13 protein-coding genes are annotated in these 17,605 nt (G+C 62.4%); 10 read left to right on the top strand and 3 right to left on the bottom strand.

Annotated elements, in window-relative coordinates:
* From cydX to cydC, 3 genes are read left to right on the top strand one after another with little or no spacing between them, the layout of a single operon-like run.
* Complete coding sequence (gene cydX / locus O5O48_RS03170; RefSeq protein WP_083728321.1) at positions 1-114, top strand: cytochrome bd-I oxidase subunit CydX; 114 nt, start codon at positions 1-3, stop codon at positions 112-114.
* Complete coding sequence (gene cydD / locus O5O48_RS03165; protein ID WP_269688130.1) at positions 86-1,816, top strand: thiol reductant ABC exporter subunit CydD; 1,731 nt, start codon at positions 86-88, stop codon at positions 1,814-1,816. The genes cydX and cydD overlap by 29 nt, the downstream gene beginning before the upstream one ends.
* Positions 1,809-3,443, top strand: a complete 1,635-nt coding sequence (gene cydC, locus O5O48_RS03160; protein ID WP_269688129.1) for a thiol reductant ABC exporter subunit CydC — start codon at positions 1,809-1,811, stop codon at positions 3,441-3,443. The genes cydD and cydC overlap by 8 nt, the downstream gene beginning before the upstream one ends.
* On the opposite strand, the gene O5O48_RS03155 is transcribed toward cydC, so the two are convergent.
* Together O5O48_RS03155 and O5O48_RS03150 are read right to left on the bottom strand one after the other, a co-directional pair.
* Positions 3,444-6,728: an acetyl-CoA carboxylase family protein gene (locus O5O48_RS03155; protein WP_269688128.1), complete on the bottom strand. Its 3,285-nt coding sequence runs from the start codon at positions 6,726-6,728 to the stop codon at positions 3,444-3,446. It lies immediately after the preceding gene.
* A 3-nt stretch (positions 6,729-6,731) separates the two neighbouring features.
* Positions 6,732-8,432 carry an AMP-binding protein gene (locus O5O48_RS03150; protein WP_269688127.1) on the bottom strand — a complete coding sequence of 567 codons (1,701 nt, stop codon included), beginning with the start codon at positions 8,430-8,432 and terminating at the stop codon, positions 6,732-6,734.
* 154 nt (positions 8,433-8,586) lie between these two features.
* Between O5O48_RS03150 and O5O48_RS03145 the strand changes: the two genes are divergently transcribed.
* Positions 8,587-9,537: a LysR family transcriptional regulator gene (locus O5O48_RS03145; RefSeq protein WP_228247636.1), complete on the top strand. Its 951-nt coding sequence runs from the start codon at positions 8,587-8,589 to the stop codon at positions 9,535-9,537.
* Here the strand turns inward: O5O48_RS03145 and O5O48_RS03140 are convergent.
* The gene (locus O5O48_RS03140) at positions 9,492-11,891 is read right to left on the bottom strand and encodes a penicillin-binding protein 1A (protein ID WP_269688126.1); all 2,400 of its coding nucleotides are present in this window, start codon (positions 11,889-11,891) and stop codon (positions 9,492-9,494) included. The genes O5O48_RS03145 and O5O48_RS03140 overlap by 46 nt on opposite strands.
* Positions 11,892-12,075: 184 nt before the next feature.
* Here O5O48_RS03140 and O5O48_RS03135 point away from each other — a divergent pair, with 184 nt between their 5' ends.
* From O5O48_RS03135 to aroK, 6 genes are read left to right on the top strand one after another with little or no spacing between them, the layout of a single operon-like run.
* Positions 12,076-13,140: a pilus assembly protein PilM gene (locus tag O5O48_RS03135; RefSeq protein ID WP_228245562.1), complete on the top strand. Its 1,065-nt coding sequence runs from the start codon at positions 12,076-12,078 to the stop codon at positions 13,138-13,140.
* Positions 13,140-13,718 carry a PilN domain-containing protein gene (locus O5O48_RS03130; protein ID WP_233048949.1) on the top strand — a complete coding sequence of 193 codons (579 nt, stop codon included), beginning with the start codon at positions 13,140-13,142 and terminating at the stop codon, positions 13,716-13,718. Before O5O48_RS03135 ends, O5O48_RS03130 begins: the two co-directional genes overlap by 1 nt.
* Positions 13,715-14,338 carry a type 4a pilus biogenesis protein PilO gene (locus O5O48_RS03125; protein ID WP_088277117.1) on the top strand — a complete coding sequence of 208 codons (624 nt, stop codon included), beginning with the start codon at positions 13,715-13,717 and terminating at the stop codon, positions 14,336-14,338. Before O5O48_RS03130 ends, O5O48_RS03125 begins: the two co-directional genes overlap by 4 nt.
* 14 nt (positions 14,339-14,352) lie before the next feature.
* Positions 14,353-14,865 (top strand): type 4a pilus biogenesis lipoprotein PilP, encoded by a 513-nt coding sequence (pilP, locus tag O5O48_RS03120; protein ID WP_228245571.1) that lies wholly within the window; start codon positions 14,353-14,355, stop codon positions 14,863-14,865.
* A gap of 56 nt (positions 14,866-14,921) precedes the next feature.
* Positions 14,922-17,057 carry a type IV pilus secretin PilQ gene (gene pilQ, locus O5O48_RS03115; RefSeq protein ID WP_269688125.1) on the top strand — a complete coding sequence of 712 codons (2,136 nt, stop codon included), beginning with the start codon at positions 14,922-14,924 and terminating at the stop codon, positions 17,055-17,057.
* A gap of 5 nt (positions 17,058-17,062) precedes the next feature.
* Positions 17,063-17,572: a shikimate kinase AroK gene (aroK, locus tag O5O48_RS03110; RefSeq protein ID WP_228245559.1), complete on the top strand. Its 510-nt coding sequence runs from the start codon at positions 17,063-17,065 to the stop codon at positions 17,570-17,572.
* The last annotated feature ends 33 nt before the right edge of the window (positions 17,573-17,605 follow it).

Here is a 17,605-nt window from a genome sequence, read left to right as displayed (position 1 = left end):
ATGTGGTATTTCACCTGGATTCTCGGCGTACTGCTGGCCTGTGCTTTTGGCATCGTCAATGCCATGTGGCTGGAACTCAATGGCTATGTCGGTGAAGAAGATCAAGTCGACTGAGATTGATTCGCGTACCGCCAGCGGCTGGCTGACCCGGCTGCTGGCACCGCAGGCTTCCCTGCTCAATCTGGCCCTGCTGTTCGCGTTGGCGGCGGCGGGGCTTTTTATCTGGCAGTGCTGGTTGCTGGCGCAGCTGTTTTCCGGCTGGCTGGTGGCCTGGCAGCAGGGCGGGCTGGGTGAGACGCAGACGCAGCTGCTGAGCAGTCTGCTGCCCTGGCTGGCGCTCTGTCTGGTCCTGCGGCCGTTATTGCAGTACGGCCGCGAGCAGACCAGCCAATTGGCCAGTCTGCGCGCCCGCGGCGAGTTGCGCCGCACACTGCTGCAACGACTTGCCGCGCTGGGGCCTGCCCGGGCGCAACTGGGCGCTGACGCGGAACTCGGCAGCCGTTTGCTGGAGCAGGTCGAGGCGCTGGACGGCTATATCAGCCGCTACCGGGTGCAGCGTCAACTGGTGTTGCTGGTCCCCGTGCTGCTGATCATCTGCACCGCTGTGTTCAGTCCGCTGGCAGCGGTGCTGTTGCTGCTGACTGCGCCGCTGGTGCCCGTGTTCATGATCTTGCTGGGCAAGGCCGCGGCCTCCGCCAGTCAGCGCCAGTTCGTTGCGCTGGCGCGGATGAGCGGGCGCTTCAGTGACCTGCTGCGCGGTAGCTGGACGCTGCGCCATCTGGGCGCGTTGCCCGCCGCCGAAGCGGAAGTGGAAACCGCCGCCGAACACTACCGCGCCGGCACCATGCGGGTGCTGCGTATGGCCTTTCTCTCCGGTGCTGTCCTGGAGCTCTTTTCCTCGCTGGCGATCGCGCTGGTGGCGCTCTACCTGGGGCTGGGGCTGCTCGGTATTTTGCCCTGGGCCAAGGGCGAAATTCCGGTTCCCTATCTGGGCGCGCTGTTCATTCTGCTGCTGGCGCCGGAGTTCTATGCGCCGCTGCGTCAGCTCGGCGCGGATTATCACGCCAAGGCGGAAGCCGAAGGGGCGATGACCGAGCTGCTGCCACTGCTCAATCAGCAGGTGTGGGCGCACCCGGGGCGTGAGCCGGTGACGCTCAGCGCCGCGCCGCGTATCGAGTGCTATCAGTTGGCAATTGATGGTCGCCTGGCGCCGCTCGATCTGCGTGTGCAGCCGGCCGAGCGGGTGGTGCTGCAGGGCGCCAGCGGCAGCGGCAAGTCCAGCCTGCTCGAAGCGCTGCTGGGCTTTGTGCCCTGGCAGGGTGAGTTGCTGATCAATGGTCGCTCGCTGCTGGATCTGTCGCGACCCGACTGGCTGCGGCACGTTGGTTATCTGGCCCAGCAGGTACCGATCCTGCACGGCAGCATCGCCGATAATCTGCGCCTTGCCGCGCCCGCGGCCACTGACGCCGAGCTGATCGCAGTGCTGGAGCAGGTCGCGCTCTGGCCGCTGATTCGCCAACTGCCCAAGGGTCTGGAGACCGAGCTGGGGGAGCGCGGGCTGGGGCTGTCGGGCGGGCAGCTGAGCCGGCTGGCGCTGGCGCGGCTGCTGCTGCGCGATACCCCGGTCTGGCTGCTGGATGAGCCGACGGCCCACCTGGATGCGGACACCGCCGAGTTGATCCATGCGCTACTGGAGCGCCTGAGCCAGGGGCGCACACTGCTGCTGGTCAGCCACGATCTGCAGGGACTGGACTGGGCTGATCGGGTGGTGACGCTCGGCCAGTCTGAGCAACGCCTGGAGGCTGCCGATGTCTGAGCAACCCATTCGTCTGCGGACCCTGCTGCGCAGCCGCCTCGGGCAGTGGAGTCTGGCGCTGTTTCTCGGCGCGGTGACGCTGTGGTCGGCAATCGGCCTGCTGGCCACCTCCGGCTGGTTTATCAGCGCGGCGGCGCTGGCCGGGCTGGCGACGGTCGCGGCCTACGGTTTCGATTACTTCCGCCCGGCAGCCATCATCCGCTTCTTCGCCATCGTTCGTACTGCCGGCCGCTACGCCGAACGGCTGGCTTCGCACAACGCTGCACTGGCCCTGCTCAAGGATTTGCGTACGCGCCTGTTTGCCCGCGTTGCCGGGCAGCGCCGGCTCACTCCGGCGGCGCGCTCGGCGATTGCCATGCACCGGCTGGTAGCCGATATCGATCTGCTCGACTTCTTCCCGCTGCGCTTTGTCGCGCCCTGGTTCTGGGCCTCCATGCTCACACTGCTGGTGCTTGGCTGGCTGGCGCTGCTCGACAGCTCGCTGGCGGTTGCCGCGCTGCCGGGCCTGCTGTTGGCCTGGCTGGTGGTGCCAATGCTCGGCGGTCGGCTGGCTGCGCGCCTGGCCCGCCGTGATGCCGAACTGGCCGAACAACGCCGCGAATTTTTGCTCGACCGCTTGCAACTGTTGACCTCGCTGCTGCTGTGGCAGCGCTGGGACGATCAGCAGGCGGCATTTCTGCAGCAGGATGATGCCTGGCTGCAGCAGCGCCTGCGACAGCAGAAATTGGTCAGTTTGACGGCGCTGGGGCAGCAACTGGGCCTGGCGCTGGCGTTGCTTGCGGTGCTCTGGCAGGGGCATGCGCTGTTGCAGCAGGGGGCGTTGTCGGTGCCCTGGCTGCTGGCCGCCTTGCTGTCGGTAATGGGGCTGGCCGAAGCCCTGCTGCCGCTGGCAGCGAGCTTTATTTCGCTGGGCTTCAGCCAGGCGGCGCGGGATCGGTTGAATCAGCTGACCGCCGCCGAGACCGACCTTGCCGGCACCGCAACCGCGCCGCCTGAGCAGCCACTTAGCCTGGTGCTGTCTGGCCTCAGCGCCAGAATGCCCGGCGCGCTGAACGGCCCGGAAAATGTGTCCATCGCCCTGCAACAGGGCGACGTGCTGCTGATCGAAGGGCCGTCCGGCGGTGGCAAGAGCACCCTGCTGCAGGTGCTGGCGGGCGAGCCGCTGGCGTTCACGGGGGAACGGCTGATCAACGGTCAGGGCTTTGAGCATTGGAATCTGCGTGAGCTGATCGGCTACCTGCCGCAGCAGCTGGATATCTTCGATATGACACTGGCGCAGAACCTGCGTCTGGCCGATCCGGAGGCCAGTGACGAGGCGCTCTGGCAGGTGCTGGACGATGTCGCGCTGGCTGACTGGGTGCGCGGGCGCAAGCATGGCCTGAACACCACGCTGGGCGAGTTCGGTGCCAAAGTCTCCGGTGGGCAGGCGCGGCGTATTGCCCTGGCCCGTCTGCTGCTGACCAAACGGCCGCTACTGCTGCTGGATGAGCCCTTTGCCGGGCTGGATTTTGATACCCGCGAGCGGGTGCTGGCGTCCCTGCTGCGTCGGCGCGAGCAGGGCATTATCGTAATAGTCAGCCACCAGCAGGTGGCGGTCCCGGAGGCCCGCCACCTGCGTATTGGCTGATTACCAGGTGTCGACGAACGGACGTGTGCCCTTCTTCAGCGCCTCGTCCGGCGCCGAGTGCAGGCCACGCATCAGCCAGTCGCGGGTTTCCAGCGGGTCGATCACGGCGTCGATCTCGAGGAAGCTGGCCATGCTGATGCCCTTGCCGCGCTGGTACAGCTCGGCGACCAGTTTCTCGAAGGTCGCCTGGCGCTCGCCCTCGTTCTCTATGGCGGCCAGTTCCTTCGAGTAGCCCAGACGCACCGCGCCTTCCAGACCCATCGCACCAAATTCGCTGCTTGGCCAGCCGATGGTGAACATCGGTGCGTGGAAGCTGCCCGCCGCCATTGCCTGCGCGCCCAGGCCGTAGCCCTTGCGCAGCACCACAGTGAAAAACGGGATGCTCAGGCTGGCGGCGGTGACGAACATGCGCGAGACGTGGCGCACGGTGCCCTGCTGCTCGGCGTCCGGGCCGACCATAAAGCCGGGGGTGTCGCACAGCGAAACCATCGGTAAGCCGTGGGCCTGACACAGCTGCATGAAGCGCGCCGCCTTGTCACCGGAGACGGCATCAATGGCGCCACCGAGATGCATCGGGTTGTTGGCGATCAGGCCGAAGGCGCGGCCCTCGATACGGATCAGCGCGGTGATCAGCCCCGGCGCGAACTCGCGGCGCAGTTCCAGCACCGAATCGCGGTCGGCCAGGGTTTCGATCACCTTGCGGATGTCATACACGCGCAGGCGGTTTTCCGGAATCAGGTGACGCAGCTCGCGCTGGTCCGCCGCTTCCCAGTCCGTCAGATCACCCTGGAAGTAGGACAGGTACTGTTTGGCCACTGCGGTGGCTTCAGCCTCATCGCGCACCCGCACGTCGATTACCCCGTTCGGACTCTGCATGCTGGTCGGGCCAACCTGTTCGGGGGTGAAACGGCCCAGACCGCCGCCTTCGATCATCGCCGGCCCGGCCATGCCGATGGTGGCGTTCTCGGTGGCGATGATTACGTCGCAGCAGCCCAGCAGCGCGGCGTTACCGGCGAAGCAGCGGCCGGAGACGATACCGACGGTGGGTACCATGCCGGACAGCCGCGCCATGCGCATGAAGGTGGTGCAATCCAGTCCGGCCACGCCGACCTTGTCGATATCGCCCGGGCGGCCGCCGCCGCCTTCGGTGAAGAACACCAGCGGCAGCTTCCACTGCTCGGCCAGCTCCAGCATGCGGTCGGTCTTCTTGTGGTTGGTGACACCCTGAGTGCCGGCGAACACCGTGTAGTCATAGGACAGCGCCATGCAGCGGGCGGCGTGTTCGCCGAACTTGTCGGCATTGATGGTGCCGATGCCGTTGATCAGGCCGTCGGCCGGGCTCATCTTCAGCAGCTCTTCGTGGGTGCGGCGAGTGCGCTGGGCGGCGAGGGCAAAGCCGCCGTATTCGATAAAGCTGCCGTCGTCGAGCAGGTCGGCGAGGTTCTCGCGGGCGGTACGCTGACCGGTCTTACGGCGCTTGGCGACGGCGTCCGGGCGGCGCTCGTCGGTCAGCTCGGCGCGGCGCTCCAGCACTTCCTGCAGGTCGGCGCGGATATGGTCGATGGCGACGGACTCTTCATCCTGCTGGGCGTTGCCCGCCACTTCGGCAGGCTCCAGATAGAGCAGGGCGCTGCCTTCGAACAGGCTGTCACCGGCGTTGGCGGCCAGCGCGCGGACGATACCGCTCTGGGTCGCCTTGACCACGAACTCCATTTTCATGGCTTCCATGATCGCGACCTGCTGGCCGACGGCGACGCTGTCGCCAACCTGTACATCCAGACTGACCAGCACGCCCTGTACCGGCGCATTCAGCGGCTCGGTGCCGGCCGGAGCGTCGGTCTGCGCGCTGCTGGTGGCGGCGCTACTTGCGCTGCCTTGGAAGAAACGGTGCGGGTGGGCGCTGGGGTGGGCGGCGGTCAGGCTGGCGGCTTCGGCTTCGATAAAGGCGGTGGAGACGTCGTTGCTCTGCACCTGCGGGTGCTGCAGCAGGTTCTGCAGCAGATGCAGGTTGCTGGCGGCGCCCTCCAGACGGAATTCGCACAGCGCACGGTAGGCGCGGCGCAGGGTGTTCGGGTAATCACCGTTTGCGTGCACGATCAGCTTGGCCATTAGCGAGTCGTAGCGTGGGCTGGTGGTGTAGCCGGCGTAGCCGTAGCCATCGACGCGGATGCCCGGGCCGCTGGGCGGCTGATAGGCGCTGAGCGTGCCACCGGCCGGGCGAGTGCTGCCGTCGGCGGCCATGCTTTCCAGATTGATGCGCAGCTGCACGGCAAAGCCGCGGGCAGCCGGGATGTTGGTCTGGGTCAGACCCAGCTCTGCCAGTGTCTTGCCAGCGGCGAGCTGAATCTGCGTTACCGCCAGATCCAGACCGGTTACCGCTTCGGTTACCGTGTGTTCGACCTGAATGCGTGGGTTGGCTTCCATAAACACGAAGTCGCCACGCTCCTCGTCGAGCAGAAACTCGACGGTGCACAGGCCGCGGTAGCCGACCGCGCGGGTCAGGGTGCAGGCGGCGGCGTGCAGTTGCTCGCGCACAGCCGGATCAAGACTCGGCGCCGGAGCCACTTCCAGCAGCTTCTGGTTACGGCGTTGCAGTGTGCAGTCGCGCTCCCAGACGTGGGCAACCTCAGTGCCGTCGCCAATGATCTGCACCTCGATATGACGGGCGCGGCGAATCAGCCGTTCGACATACAGATCGCCGCGGCCAAAGGCGGCGGTGGCCTCCGAACTGCAGCGGGCGAAGGCGTCGTCCAGCTCGGCAAGGTCGTGTACCGCGCGCATGCCGCGCCCGCCGCCGCCAGCCAAGGCTTTCAGCATTACCGCGGCGCCGTCGCCGAGCGACTGCATAAAGTCGCGGGCCTGCTCCAGCGTGGTCGGCTCGTTGGTGCCCTGGGTCAGGGGCACACCCTGCTGCTGCGCCAGTCGGCGCGCACTGGCCTTGTCGCCAAAGGTGTCGAGCACCTCCGGCGCGGGGCCGATAAAGGTGATGCCGGCCTGCTGGCAGGCGCGGGCGAAGTCGGCGTTTTCGCTGAGGAAACCGTAACCGGGGTGGATCGCATCGCAGTCTTGCTCCGTGGCGATGCGAATCAGCTGGGCGGCGTCCAGATAGGCGGCAACACCCTGGCCCTGCAGGGCGATGGCCTGATCGGCGCTGCGTACGTGCAGCGACTGGGCGTCATCTTCGGCGTAGACGGCAACGCTGGTGGCGTCACAGTCGGCGATGGCGCGGGCCAGACGAATGGCGATTTCGCCACGATTGGCGATAAGAATGCGGTTGAATGCCATGGGTTAGTTGATCCAGTCCTGTAGTTCCTGTTTTTTGACCTTGCCGGTCGCGGTCATCGGCAGTGTATCGACCAGCCGAATCTCCGGCACCTTGTAGATTGCCATCGCCTGCTTGCACCAGTCGCGCAGTGACTCGGAGCTGGCGTGGCTGCCGGGCTTGGTGATGATGAAGGCAAGGGGCGTCTGGCCGCGCTGCGGGTCGGGCTTGCCGATGACTGCCGAGGCGAGAATGTCCGGGTGCTGGCCGAGCATGGCTTCCAGCTCGCTGGGGAACACGCTCATGCCATTGACCTTGAGCATTTCCTTGCGCCGACCGAGGTAGCGGATAAAACCCTGCTCGGTGATCACGCCGCTGTCGCCGGTATGCAGCCAGCCACCGTCGCGCAGTGCCTCGGCGCTGGCGTCGGGTTTGTTCCAGTAGCCCTTGAGCAGCGACGGACTGCGCAGGCACAGCTCGCCTTCGCTGCCCAGTGGCAGCAGCGCGCCGGTCTCGAAGTCGCAGACCTTGAACTCGGTGCCGGGTACCGGCAGGCCGACGAAGGTGGGCTCGGATTTCAGATCGAAGTCATCGTCCTGCAGGCCGGCGGTAAAGGTGTCGCAGGTGTGGGTTTCGGTCATGCCGAAGCTGGTTTCGAACAGGGTGCAGCCGGTCAGCTCGCGCCAGCGGCGACGGTATTCCGGAGTCAGCTTTTTGATGAAGGAGACGCAGCTGGTGGTTTCAAGCGAGCTGAAGTCGAACTCGCTGACCTGCGGGTGATCTAGCACCTCGGAGGCGCTGTCGACCAGCAGACCGGTCTGGGTAACCCGATAGTGCTGAACGGCGCTCATAAAGGTCAGCGCGTCCCAGCGGGCCAGCAACACCAGCGTGGTGCCGGCGAACACGGGAAACAGCAGGCCGGAGTTCTCGCCGGCGATCCAGAATTCCGGCATGAAGTTCAGGCCGATGCGCTCCTCGTCAAAGCCCATGGCGACCGGAACAAAGCTGGCGCAGGTGTAGAGCATGTCGCCGTGGGTATGAATGCAGCCCTTCGGCAGACCGGTGGTGCCGCCGGTGTAGTTGAGCGCGGCGGTGTCGTCCAGATTCAGCCTGGGCAGGTTCTGCGGAGCGGGATCTGTGGCAGCCAGTGCGGGCATCAGGTCGATGCTGTCGGTGACGGGCAGTTTGGGTGCCTGCAGCAGGTCCGGTACCGGAATCGGCGGCTGGGCCGGGCAGAGTTCGGACAAGCTGGTGGAGAACACCTGCTCCAGCGCGGTCTGCTCGCGAATCTCTCGTACCACCGGCAGCAACTGGTCGAAGCAGATGATGGCGCGGGCGCCACAGTCGTCGAGCTGATAGCTCAGCTCCATGCCCTTGGCCATCGGGCTGACCGGGGCGTGGATCGCGCCCATCTTGAGAATGCCGTAAAAGGCGATATGCAGCTGCGGGCAGTTGGGCATGAACACCGCGACCCGGTCTCCCGGCTTGATACCTTGGGCCTGCAACAGGGCGGCGCAACGGTTGCTCAGGTCATCCAGCTCGGCGTAGGTCAGTTGGTGACCATAGAAATGCACGGCAACCCGGTCCGGCGCGGTGTGCGCCCAGTGGGCGAGATATTCGGTCAGCGGTCTTTCACCCTGTGGGTAGACGGGGTTGGTCGGTTTGCCTGCCGGCCAGACCTTGGCCTGAATCGCCTTGAGGGTATCGAGATAGTCCTGCTCGTGCATGTCCGTGCCTCTTGCTGTTGTTATCGCTCAAGCTTAGGAGCTGTCGAGGCGGATAAGAAGCGATCAATATTCATTCAGAACCATGATTGCTATTCATGGTTTGGCTGCAGGCGCGTAATCTCGGGCCTATAGCCCATGGCGCAGGTGTTTGTTGATGAGTGAAAAGAATGATTCCCCATCATTGGCCCGGATTGATCTCAATCTGTTTCGGGTATTCGAGGTGGTTTACCGCGAGCGCAACCTGACCCGTGCGGCGGCGGTGCTGCATGTCAGCCAGTCCGCGGTCAGCCACTCGCTGGCACGGCTGCGAGAGCACTTTTCCGACCCGCTGTTCGTGCGTGAGGGCAGGGGCGTGACCCCGACCGCCGCGGCAATGCGGCTGGCGCCCGGGATTATCGATAGTCTGAGTCGGCTGCAGCAGAGCCTCGGCTATCTGCAGCAGTTTGATCCGCAGGAAGACGCGCGCACCTTCACCATCAGCCTGCCGGAGCAACTGGAGCCGGTCTTGATTCCGCCGCTGCTGACCCGGTTGCGTGAATTGGCGCCGCGCAGCCGGGTGCGCACCGTGGGTGTGCGCTGGTCTGAGCTGAAGCTGGAATTAGCCGCGGGACGGATTGACCTCGCTGTGCAGATCGCGCGACCGGCGGACGCCAGTCTGCGGCAGATGCAACTGGTCAAGGAGCCGCTCTGCGTGGTGGCCGGGCCGCAGTTTGAGGGCGAGCTGACGGCCGACAGCTATATGGCCGCCGAGCATATCGCGGTGGCGTCCTGGCGGCGTGGGCTGTCCTACGAGGATCTGGCACTGGGGCATCTGGGGCTGATGCGCAATGTGGTGCAGCAGTGCCAGAGTTATCAGGCGGCGAGCCTGGTGGTGGCGCAGACGCCCTTGTTGCTGACCATGTCGCGGCGTCATGCCGAGTTGATCAACCGGCCGCTGGGAAACCGGCTGCTGAACATGCCGTTACCACTACCGGAGATTGGTCTGACGCTTTACTGGCACAAGGGCATGGAGCATGACCCGGTCAACCGCTGGTTGCGGCGCCAGGTCCATGCGTTGGCTCAGAACAGCTCTAGCGGTGAGACGCTGCCGTCGCCATTGTTATAGCCACCCATTTCCAATTCGCTGTAGGGCGGCGGCGCCTCTTCCTGCTTGAAGATTTCCAGGAAGGCATCACTGCTGCCGGGCGGCGCGCTGCGCCCGGTAGTGGGATCGATGCGTGCCGTTACCAGCCCGCTCGGCATGGGGATGGTCCGGTCCGGGACGCCTTCCAGCGCGGCGCCCATGAACTGCATCCAGATTGGCAGTGCGGCGGTACCACCGTATTCGCGGCGCCCCAGCGTCGCGGGCTGGTCGAATCCGACCCAGGCGGTGGCCACCAGATCGGGGTTGTAGCCGGAGAACCAGGCATCCTTCTGGTCGTTGGTGGTCCCGGTCTTGCCCGCCAGATCATTGCGTTGCAGTGCCCGAGCACGGACGGCGGTGCCGCGGCGCACAACGTCCTGGAGCATGCTGTTCAGCTGGTAGATGGTGCGCGCGTCGACGATGCGCTCCGCGGCGACCGGCTCTTCTGCGGTCTCGGTTTCCTGGCGTTCTGCATAGCTTTGCAGGCGAGCGGTTTGCTCCTCGGTCAGGTCGGGCGTTACCGCCGGCCTGGCGTAGTCGATCAGGTTGCCGTAACGGTCTTCGATGCGCTCAACCAGGTAGGGTTTGACCGCATAGCCGCCATTGGCAAAGGCGGTATAACCCTGGGCAATCTGCAGTGGCGTCAGCTCGGAGGTACCGAGTGAGGCAGACAGGTTGCGAGGCAGCTCCTCACGGCTGAAGCCGAAACGCTCGATATAGGTCAGTGCCTTGTCGACGCCCAGATCCTGCATCAGGCGAATGGAAACCAGGTTGCGAGAACGATACAGCGCCTCGCGCAGGCGGATCGGGCCGAGGAAATCACCGCCCGAGTTCTGCGGGCGCCAGATCGAGTCCAGATAGTCGTCAACAAAGATCAGCGGCGCATCGTTGACCAGGCTGGCCGGGTTGTAGCCGTTATCCAGTGCCGCGCAGTACAGGAATGGCTTGAAACTGGAGCCGGGCTGCCGGCGTGCCTGGGTAACCCGGTTATAGTTGCTCTGCAGGAACGAGAAACCGCCGATCAGTGCCTTGATTGAGCCGTCCTGCGGGCCCAGCACCACCAGTGCGCTCTGCGCCTGCGGGATTTGCGCCAGGCGGAACTGGTCACCTTCGAGACGGCTGACCCGGATGATGTCACCCGGTTTGAGCACGTCGGAGGGTTTGCCCGGACGCGGCCCCATGCTGTTGGCGCTGAGGTAGGGGCGTGCCCAGTTCATGTTCTCCCAGGCGATGATCCCCGTCTGCTCGCGGCGCAGGCGAATCTCGACATTGTCGCTGTTCACTGCCGAAACCAGCGCCGGCTCCAGTCCGCCCATGCTGCGGTAGCCTTCGAGCATGGCCAGGCCCTGCTCCAGTGTGATCTCGGGGTTGCGCGACTCAGGGCCACGGTAACCGTGGCGGCGGTCATACTCCTGCAGGCCGTCACGCAGGGCGCTGTTGGCCATTTCCTGCAGTCGACTGTCGACGGTGGTGTAGACGTTGAAGCCTTGGGTGTAAGCCTCGTTGCCGTAGCGCTCAACCATCTCAAGGCGGGCCATCTCGGCAATATAGGGTGCTTCCATTTCAGGGTTGGCGCCGTGATTGCGTGCGGTAATTGGCGTCGCAACGGCTTCTCGATAACTCGCTTCATCGATATAGCCAAGCGTCAGCATGCGGTCGAGAATCCAGTCTCGACGCACCTTGGTGCGTTCCGGGTTGGCAATCGGGTTGTAGCGCGAAGGCGCCTTGGGCAGGCCGGCGATCATGGCCAGATCCGCCAGGGGTAACTCATTAATGGATTTGCCGTAATACACCTGCGCGGCGGCTTCGATCCCGTATGCGCGATTGCCAAGGTAGATCTTGTTCACATATAACTCGAAAATCTCCTGCTTGCTGAGATTGCGCTCGATTTGCAGAGCCAGCAGGATTTCGTTCAGCTTGCGCGAGAACACGCGCTTGCTCGACAGGAAGTAATTCTTGGCGACCTGCATGGTGATTGTGCTGCCGCCGGTCTGGATGTGACCGGTCTGCACAAGCTCTGCGGCAGCGCGCAGCAGGCCCATTGGGTCGACGCCATGGTGATTCAGGAAGTTGTCATCTTCTGCAGCAAGCAGGGCGTGGACGAAGGCCGGTGGAATCTGCTCGTAACTGATCGGGAAACGGCGCATTTCGCCGAACTCTGCAATCAGTCGATTATCTGTGCTATATATCCGCAACGGAGTCTGCAGTTCGACGTCTCGAAGGGTTTCGACGTCAGGCAGCGAGGGGCTCAGATAGAGCGCGACGCCGCTGAGCACCATGGCTGGAGCGCTTACAAGCGCCAGAACTGACCAGAATAGAAACTTCAGCAATCGCATAAGGGATGCGGAATTCCCTGATTAATTAGAACGTTAGCAGGATTGCTAAACGAGAACGGGATAACAGTCTGCATTATAAGCGTATTTTTTTTGTTTTAGCCATTTGCGCTTGTACAAGTCCTGTTATTTAATGTAGGAAAACATAAACCGTCCGTAAGTGTCGGATGCTGATAGGAAATTGGCTGTGCTAGGGCTCTTCAAGAAAAAAGCGAATACGCTGCTGGGCATCGACATCAGCTCCACCACCGTGAAGCTGCTCGAACTCAGCCGCTCCGGTGGCCGCTACAAGGTCGAGGCCTACGCGGTCGAACCTCTCCCTCCCGCTTCGGTAGTGGAGAAGAACATTGTCGAACTCGAAGGCGTCGGTCAGGCGCTGGAGAAGGTACTGGCGCGATCGAAATCGTCGCTCAGGCAGGCCGCAGTGGCGGTAGCCGGATCCGCGGTGATCACCAAGGTGATCGAGATGGATGCCGGGCTTGATCCTGACGAGATGGAAGAACAGATCAAGATCGAAGCCGACCAGTACATCCCCTACCCGCTGGACGAGGTTGCCATAGACTTCGAAGTCCAGGGCGTTTCCCCCCGCAATCCCGCCAGAGAAGAAGTGTTGCTCGCTGCCTGTCGCCGTGAAAATGTCGATATCCGCGAAGCCGCACTGGCACTTGCCGGTCTGACCGCCAAGATTGTCGAGGTCGAGGCTTACGCGATGGAGCGTGCCTGCGAGCTTGTTATCGGGCAGCTGGATGCGGGCAACGACGACCTGACCATCGCGGTGATCGACATCGGTGCAACCATGATGACCCTGAGTGTGCTCAGTGGTGGTCGTACCATTTATACCCGCGAGCAGCTGTTTGGCGGCAAGCAACTGACGGATGAGATTCAGCGCCGTTACGGCTTGTCCCAGGACGAGGCCGGGCTGGCCAAGAAGCAGGGCGGTCTTCCCGACGATTACGAAGTCGAGGTGCTGGGTCCCTTCAAGGATGCAGTGGTGCAGCAGGTATCTCGATCGCTGCAGTTCTTCTTTGCCGGCGGGCAATACAACGACGTCGACTACATCTTGCTGGCCGGTGGTACCGCTTCGATTCCAGGGCTGGATCAGTTGGTACAGCAGAAAATTGGTACCACCACTCTGGTTGCCAACCCCTTTGCAAACATGACCCTGTCAAACAAGGTTGATGCGGTTGCCCTGAGCAATGACGCGCCCGCCCTGATGATTGCGTGTGGTCTGGCAATGAGGAGTTTTGACTGATGGCTCGCATTAACCTGTTGCCTTGGCGCGAGCAGCTGAGGGAAGAGCGAAAAAAGGAATTTCTGACCATTCTGGCACTGGTTGTCCTGTTTGCAGGGGCGCTGGTGTTTTTGGCTGACCGCTACGTCAATGGGCAGATCGAGAATCAGAACGCGCGCAATGCCTTTATCAAGAGCGAAATTGCCCAGCTTGAGCGGCGTATCAAGGAAATCGAACAGTTGCAGGCGCGGCGCGCCCAGTTGCTGGATCGGATGAAGATTATTCAGGATCTGCAGGGCAAGCGGCCCATCATTGTTCGTGTCTTTGATGAGTTGGCGCGTACGCTGCCCGATGGAGTCTATTTCACTGACGTGGGCATGAAGGGCAGTGCGATTTCCATCAAGGGTGGGGCAGAGTCCAACAGCCGAGTGTCCAATCTGATGCGTCAGCTGGATGCGTCTGACTGGCTGACCGCTCCGAATCTGACTGCCGTCAAGGCGGTTACCTCGGGTGCTCTGGATCAGGCCAACGTGTTTGAGTTGACCGTAAAACAAACCGAGCCCAGAGCCGGTGCCGCTGAGGGAGAGCAGCAGCAATGAGTTTCGCTCAATCCATGGAAAGTCTGAAGAAGATCGATTTAAACGATCTTGACTTCAACAATATTGGCTCCTGGCCGGGAGCGCTCAAGGTCATCGTCTGCGTGCTGGTGTTCATCGCGCTGCTGGCGGCGGGCTACCAGTTCCATCTGAAGGATCTGAGAGTAGGGCTGGAGCGTGTTCAGGCTCAGGAAGTGGCTCTGCGCAAGGAGTTCGAGGACAAGTCGTTCCGCGCCGCGAACCTTGAAGCCTATAAGGAGCAACTGGCTGAAATCGAGGAGCGCTTCAGCGGTCTCCTCAAGCAGCTGCCCAAGGACAGCGAAGTCCCCGGTTTGCTCGAAGACATTACCCAGATGGGGCTGAACAGCGGCCTGGAGTTCGAGTCGATCACCCTGCGTCCCGAGCAGGCCAAGCAGTTCTATGTTGAACTGCCGATCAATATCGTGGTTCGTGGCAGCTACCATGATCTGGCGACCTTCGTCAGCGGTGTTGCCGGCCTGCCGCGGATCGTGACGCTCGGTGACTTCACTATCAAACCGGTCAGCGGGAACAACCCTGATTTGCTGGCGATGAATATCGTCGCGAAAACCTACCGCTACAATGATGCCGGAGGTCAGCAATGAACTTGACCTGGCGAATGACCGGATTGACGCTGCTGGCGGCGTTTTCGCTCAGTGGCTGTGGCAGTAACGATTTTTCCGATCTGCAGAAATTCATGGACGATGTGCGCGCGCGTCCTGCGGGCAAGATCGAGCCGTTGCCACGCTTTGAACCCTATGAGGCCTTCACCTACAGCGCAGCGTCCCTGCGCAGCCCCTTCCAGCCGCCGATCAAGATTGATCTGTCGCAGCGGCAAAAAGGGTCTCAGGACATCAAGCCTGACGAAAACCGCGTCAAGCAGTTCCTTGAAGGGTTCAACATCGAGAGTTTCCAGATGGTCGGTACCATCAGTAACGCCGAGGGAATGCAGGCGCTCATCTCCGGTGCCGGCAGTGTGCATCGGGTCAGAATTGGCGATTACCTAGGGCGTAATCATGGACGTGTCACCGGGATCGAAGAAAATCGCGTTGATGTAGTTGAAATCGTGCCGGACGGAGAAGGCGGGTGGTTGGAGCGACCGCGCACCCTCAGCCTTGCTGAGCGCGGGTAGGACAACCAGGGAGAGAAAACATGAACTGCAAACAGTCACGCGTGGAACGCAAGCAAATGTCTCTGACCAGAATTTTTCCGCTCGCAGCAGTAATGTCACTGCTGAGTCCGTTGGCCCTTGCGGCTGATCTGCAACGTATGGATGTCGCTTCTCTGCCGGGGGATCGGGTAGAGCTCAAACTGAGCTTCGACGAGCCTGTCACCGGCTCGCCGAAGGGTTACACCATCGACCAGCCGGCGCGGATCGCGCTGGACCTGCCAGGCGTCAAGAACAAGCTTGGTGAGCGCAGCCGCGAACTCGGTCTGGGTAATGCCCGGAGCGTGACCGTCGTTGAGGCCGGTGACCGTACCCGCCTGATCATCAATTTGACCAGCCTGGCGCCCTACACCACCCGCGCCGAAGGCAATGACCTGTACGTGATGGTTGGTGCAACGGCAGCGGCAGCGCCGGCAACCACGGCCGCCGCCACTCCGGTGGCCACCAACAATAACTGGCGCACGGACAACGAGCCGGCGGTATCCAGTCCGGTCGCCAGTGGTCGCGCTATCACCAGCCTGGACTTTCAGCGTGGCAGTGACGGCTCCGGTAATGTCGTCATTGACTTGAGTGATCCGACTATCCGGGTCGACGTGGAGGAGCAGGGCGGTCGCGTCAAGCTCAACTTCCCAAATACCCGCCTGCCTGACGAGCTGCGTGTTCAGCTGGACGTCAAGGACTTCGCCACGCCGGTGAACTTCGTCAATGCCAGTGGCAGCGGCGACAATGCGTCTATCGTGATTGAGCCGACCGGCTATTACGAGCATCTGGTGTATCAGGCTGACAATCGCCTGACCGTCAGCTTCAAGCCGCTGACCCGTGCCGAGGTGGAGCAGCGTCGTGCTGACGCGTTCGCCTATACCGGTGAGAAGCTGTCGCTGAACTTCCAGGATATCGAAGTGCGCTCGGTGCTGCAGTTGATTGCCGACTTCACCGACCTGAACCTGGTAGCCAGCGATACCGTTCAGGGCAGCATCACGCTGCGCCTGCAGAACGTGCCATGGGATCAGGCGCTGGATCTGGTGCTCAAGACCAAAGGTCTGGATAAGCGTCAGGTGGGTAATGTGTTGCTGGTAGCGCCGGCAGACGAGATCGCTGCACGCGAGCGTCAGGAGCTGGAGGCGCAGAAGCAGATTGCCGAGTTGGCGCCGCTGCGTCGCGAGCTGATTCAGGTCAATTACGCCAAGGCGGCGGATATTGCCAAGCTGTTTGCCTCAGTGACGGCAGCTGACGCCGACTCTCAAAGGGGTTCGCTGACGGTTGATGAGCGTACCAACAGCATTATCGCGCTGGAAACCCAGCAAAAGCTGGACGAGCTGCGCCGCATCGTGACTCAGCTGGACATTCCGGTTCGTCAGGTCATGATCGAAGCCCGGATTGTTGAGGCCAACGTCGGCTTCGACAAGGCGCTGGGCGTGCGCTGGGGTGGCGCGTTCAATTTGGGCGGGAACTTCTCCGCTTTCGGTAAGGACGGCCAGACCGACATCGTTGACGCGCCGGACTTTCTGCCCCCGGATACTACCTCTGGTGGCTATTACGGTGTACCGGAGCGCCCGGCAAACTCTCCGTTCGTCGATATGGGCGTAGTGGGCTCCACCTCGGGGATCGGCATCGGCTTTATTACCGACAACACCATTCTGGATCTGCAACTGTCCGCGATGGAGAGCACCGGTAACGGTGAGGTGATTTCCCAGCCGAAAGTGGTGACCTCCGACAAGGAAACGGCAAAGATCCTGAAAGGTTCGGAAATTCCGTATCAGGAAGCCAGCTCCAGCGGTGCAACCACGACGTCCTTTGCCGATGCAGTGCTGTCGCTGGAAGTGACCCCCCAGATCACTCCGGACAACCAGGTGATCATGGAAGTTATCGTGACCAAGGATGAGCCGGACTTCTCCAACCAGGTGAATGGGGTGCCGACCATTCGCAAGAATGAGGTCAATGCCAATATCCTGGTTGCCGACGGTGAAACTATCGTGATCGGTGGCGTATTCCAGAGCGAGACCTCCAGTGCTCAGGAAAAGGTACCTTTCCTTGGTGATCTGCCGTTGCTCGGTCGGATGTTCCGTCGTGACGTAACGGCAGAGAGCAAGACCGAGCTGCTGATTTTCCTGACGCCGCGGATCATCAACAACGGTGCCATCACGCTGGCCAGGTAATCTTCTTGCGTAACGTCTTTCTGATAGGCCCGATGGGTGCTGGAAAAAGCACCATCGGGCGTTTGCTTGCCAAAGAGCTCAAATACCCCTTCAAGGACTCCGATCGAGAGATCGAGGTGCGCACTGGTGCCGATATCCCCTGGATCTTCGATGTTGAGGGCGAGGAGGGGTTTCGCCAGCGTGAGGAGGCGATGATTGCCGAGCTGGTCCATGAGGACGGAATCGTGCTGGCGACCGGCGGTGGCGTTGTCATGCGCCCGGCCAATCGTGCTGCGCTTAAATCCGGTGGTCTGGTCGTCTACCTGTGCACCAGTGTCGAGCAGCAGCTGCAACGGACGGCCAAGGATCGTCAGCGCCCTCTGCTGCAAACCGCCGATCCCGAGGCGGTGCTGCGTGACCTGATGGCCAAGCGAGATCCGCTCTATCGGGAAATTGCCGATCTGATCATCGAAACGGATCAACGCGGCCCCAAGGTGGTTGTTAACGCCATTCTGGCCAAGCTGCAGGAAGCCTGAGTTTTACAGCTTTTGCTTCTCCTCCCTCCCGTA

Source organism: Halopseudomonas sp. MFKK-1 (assembly GCF_027474385.1).
Lineage (GTDB): Bacteria > Pseudomonadota > Gammaproteobacteria > Pseudomonadales > Pseudomonadaceae > Halopseudomonas > Halopseudomonas aestusnigri.
Note: the sequence above shows the minus strand (reverse complement) of the source record. Positions and strands in the feature narration are given on the sequence as shown.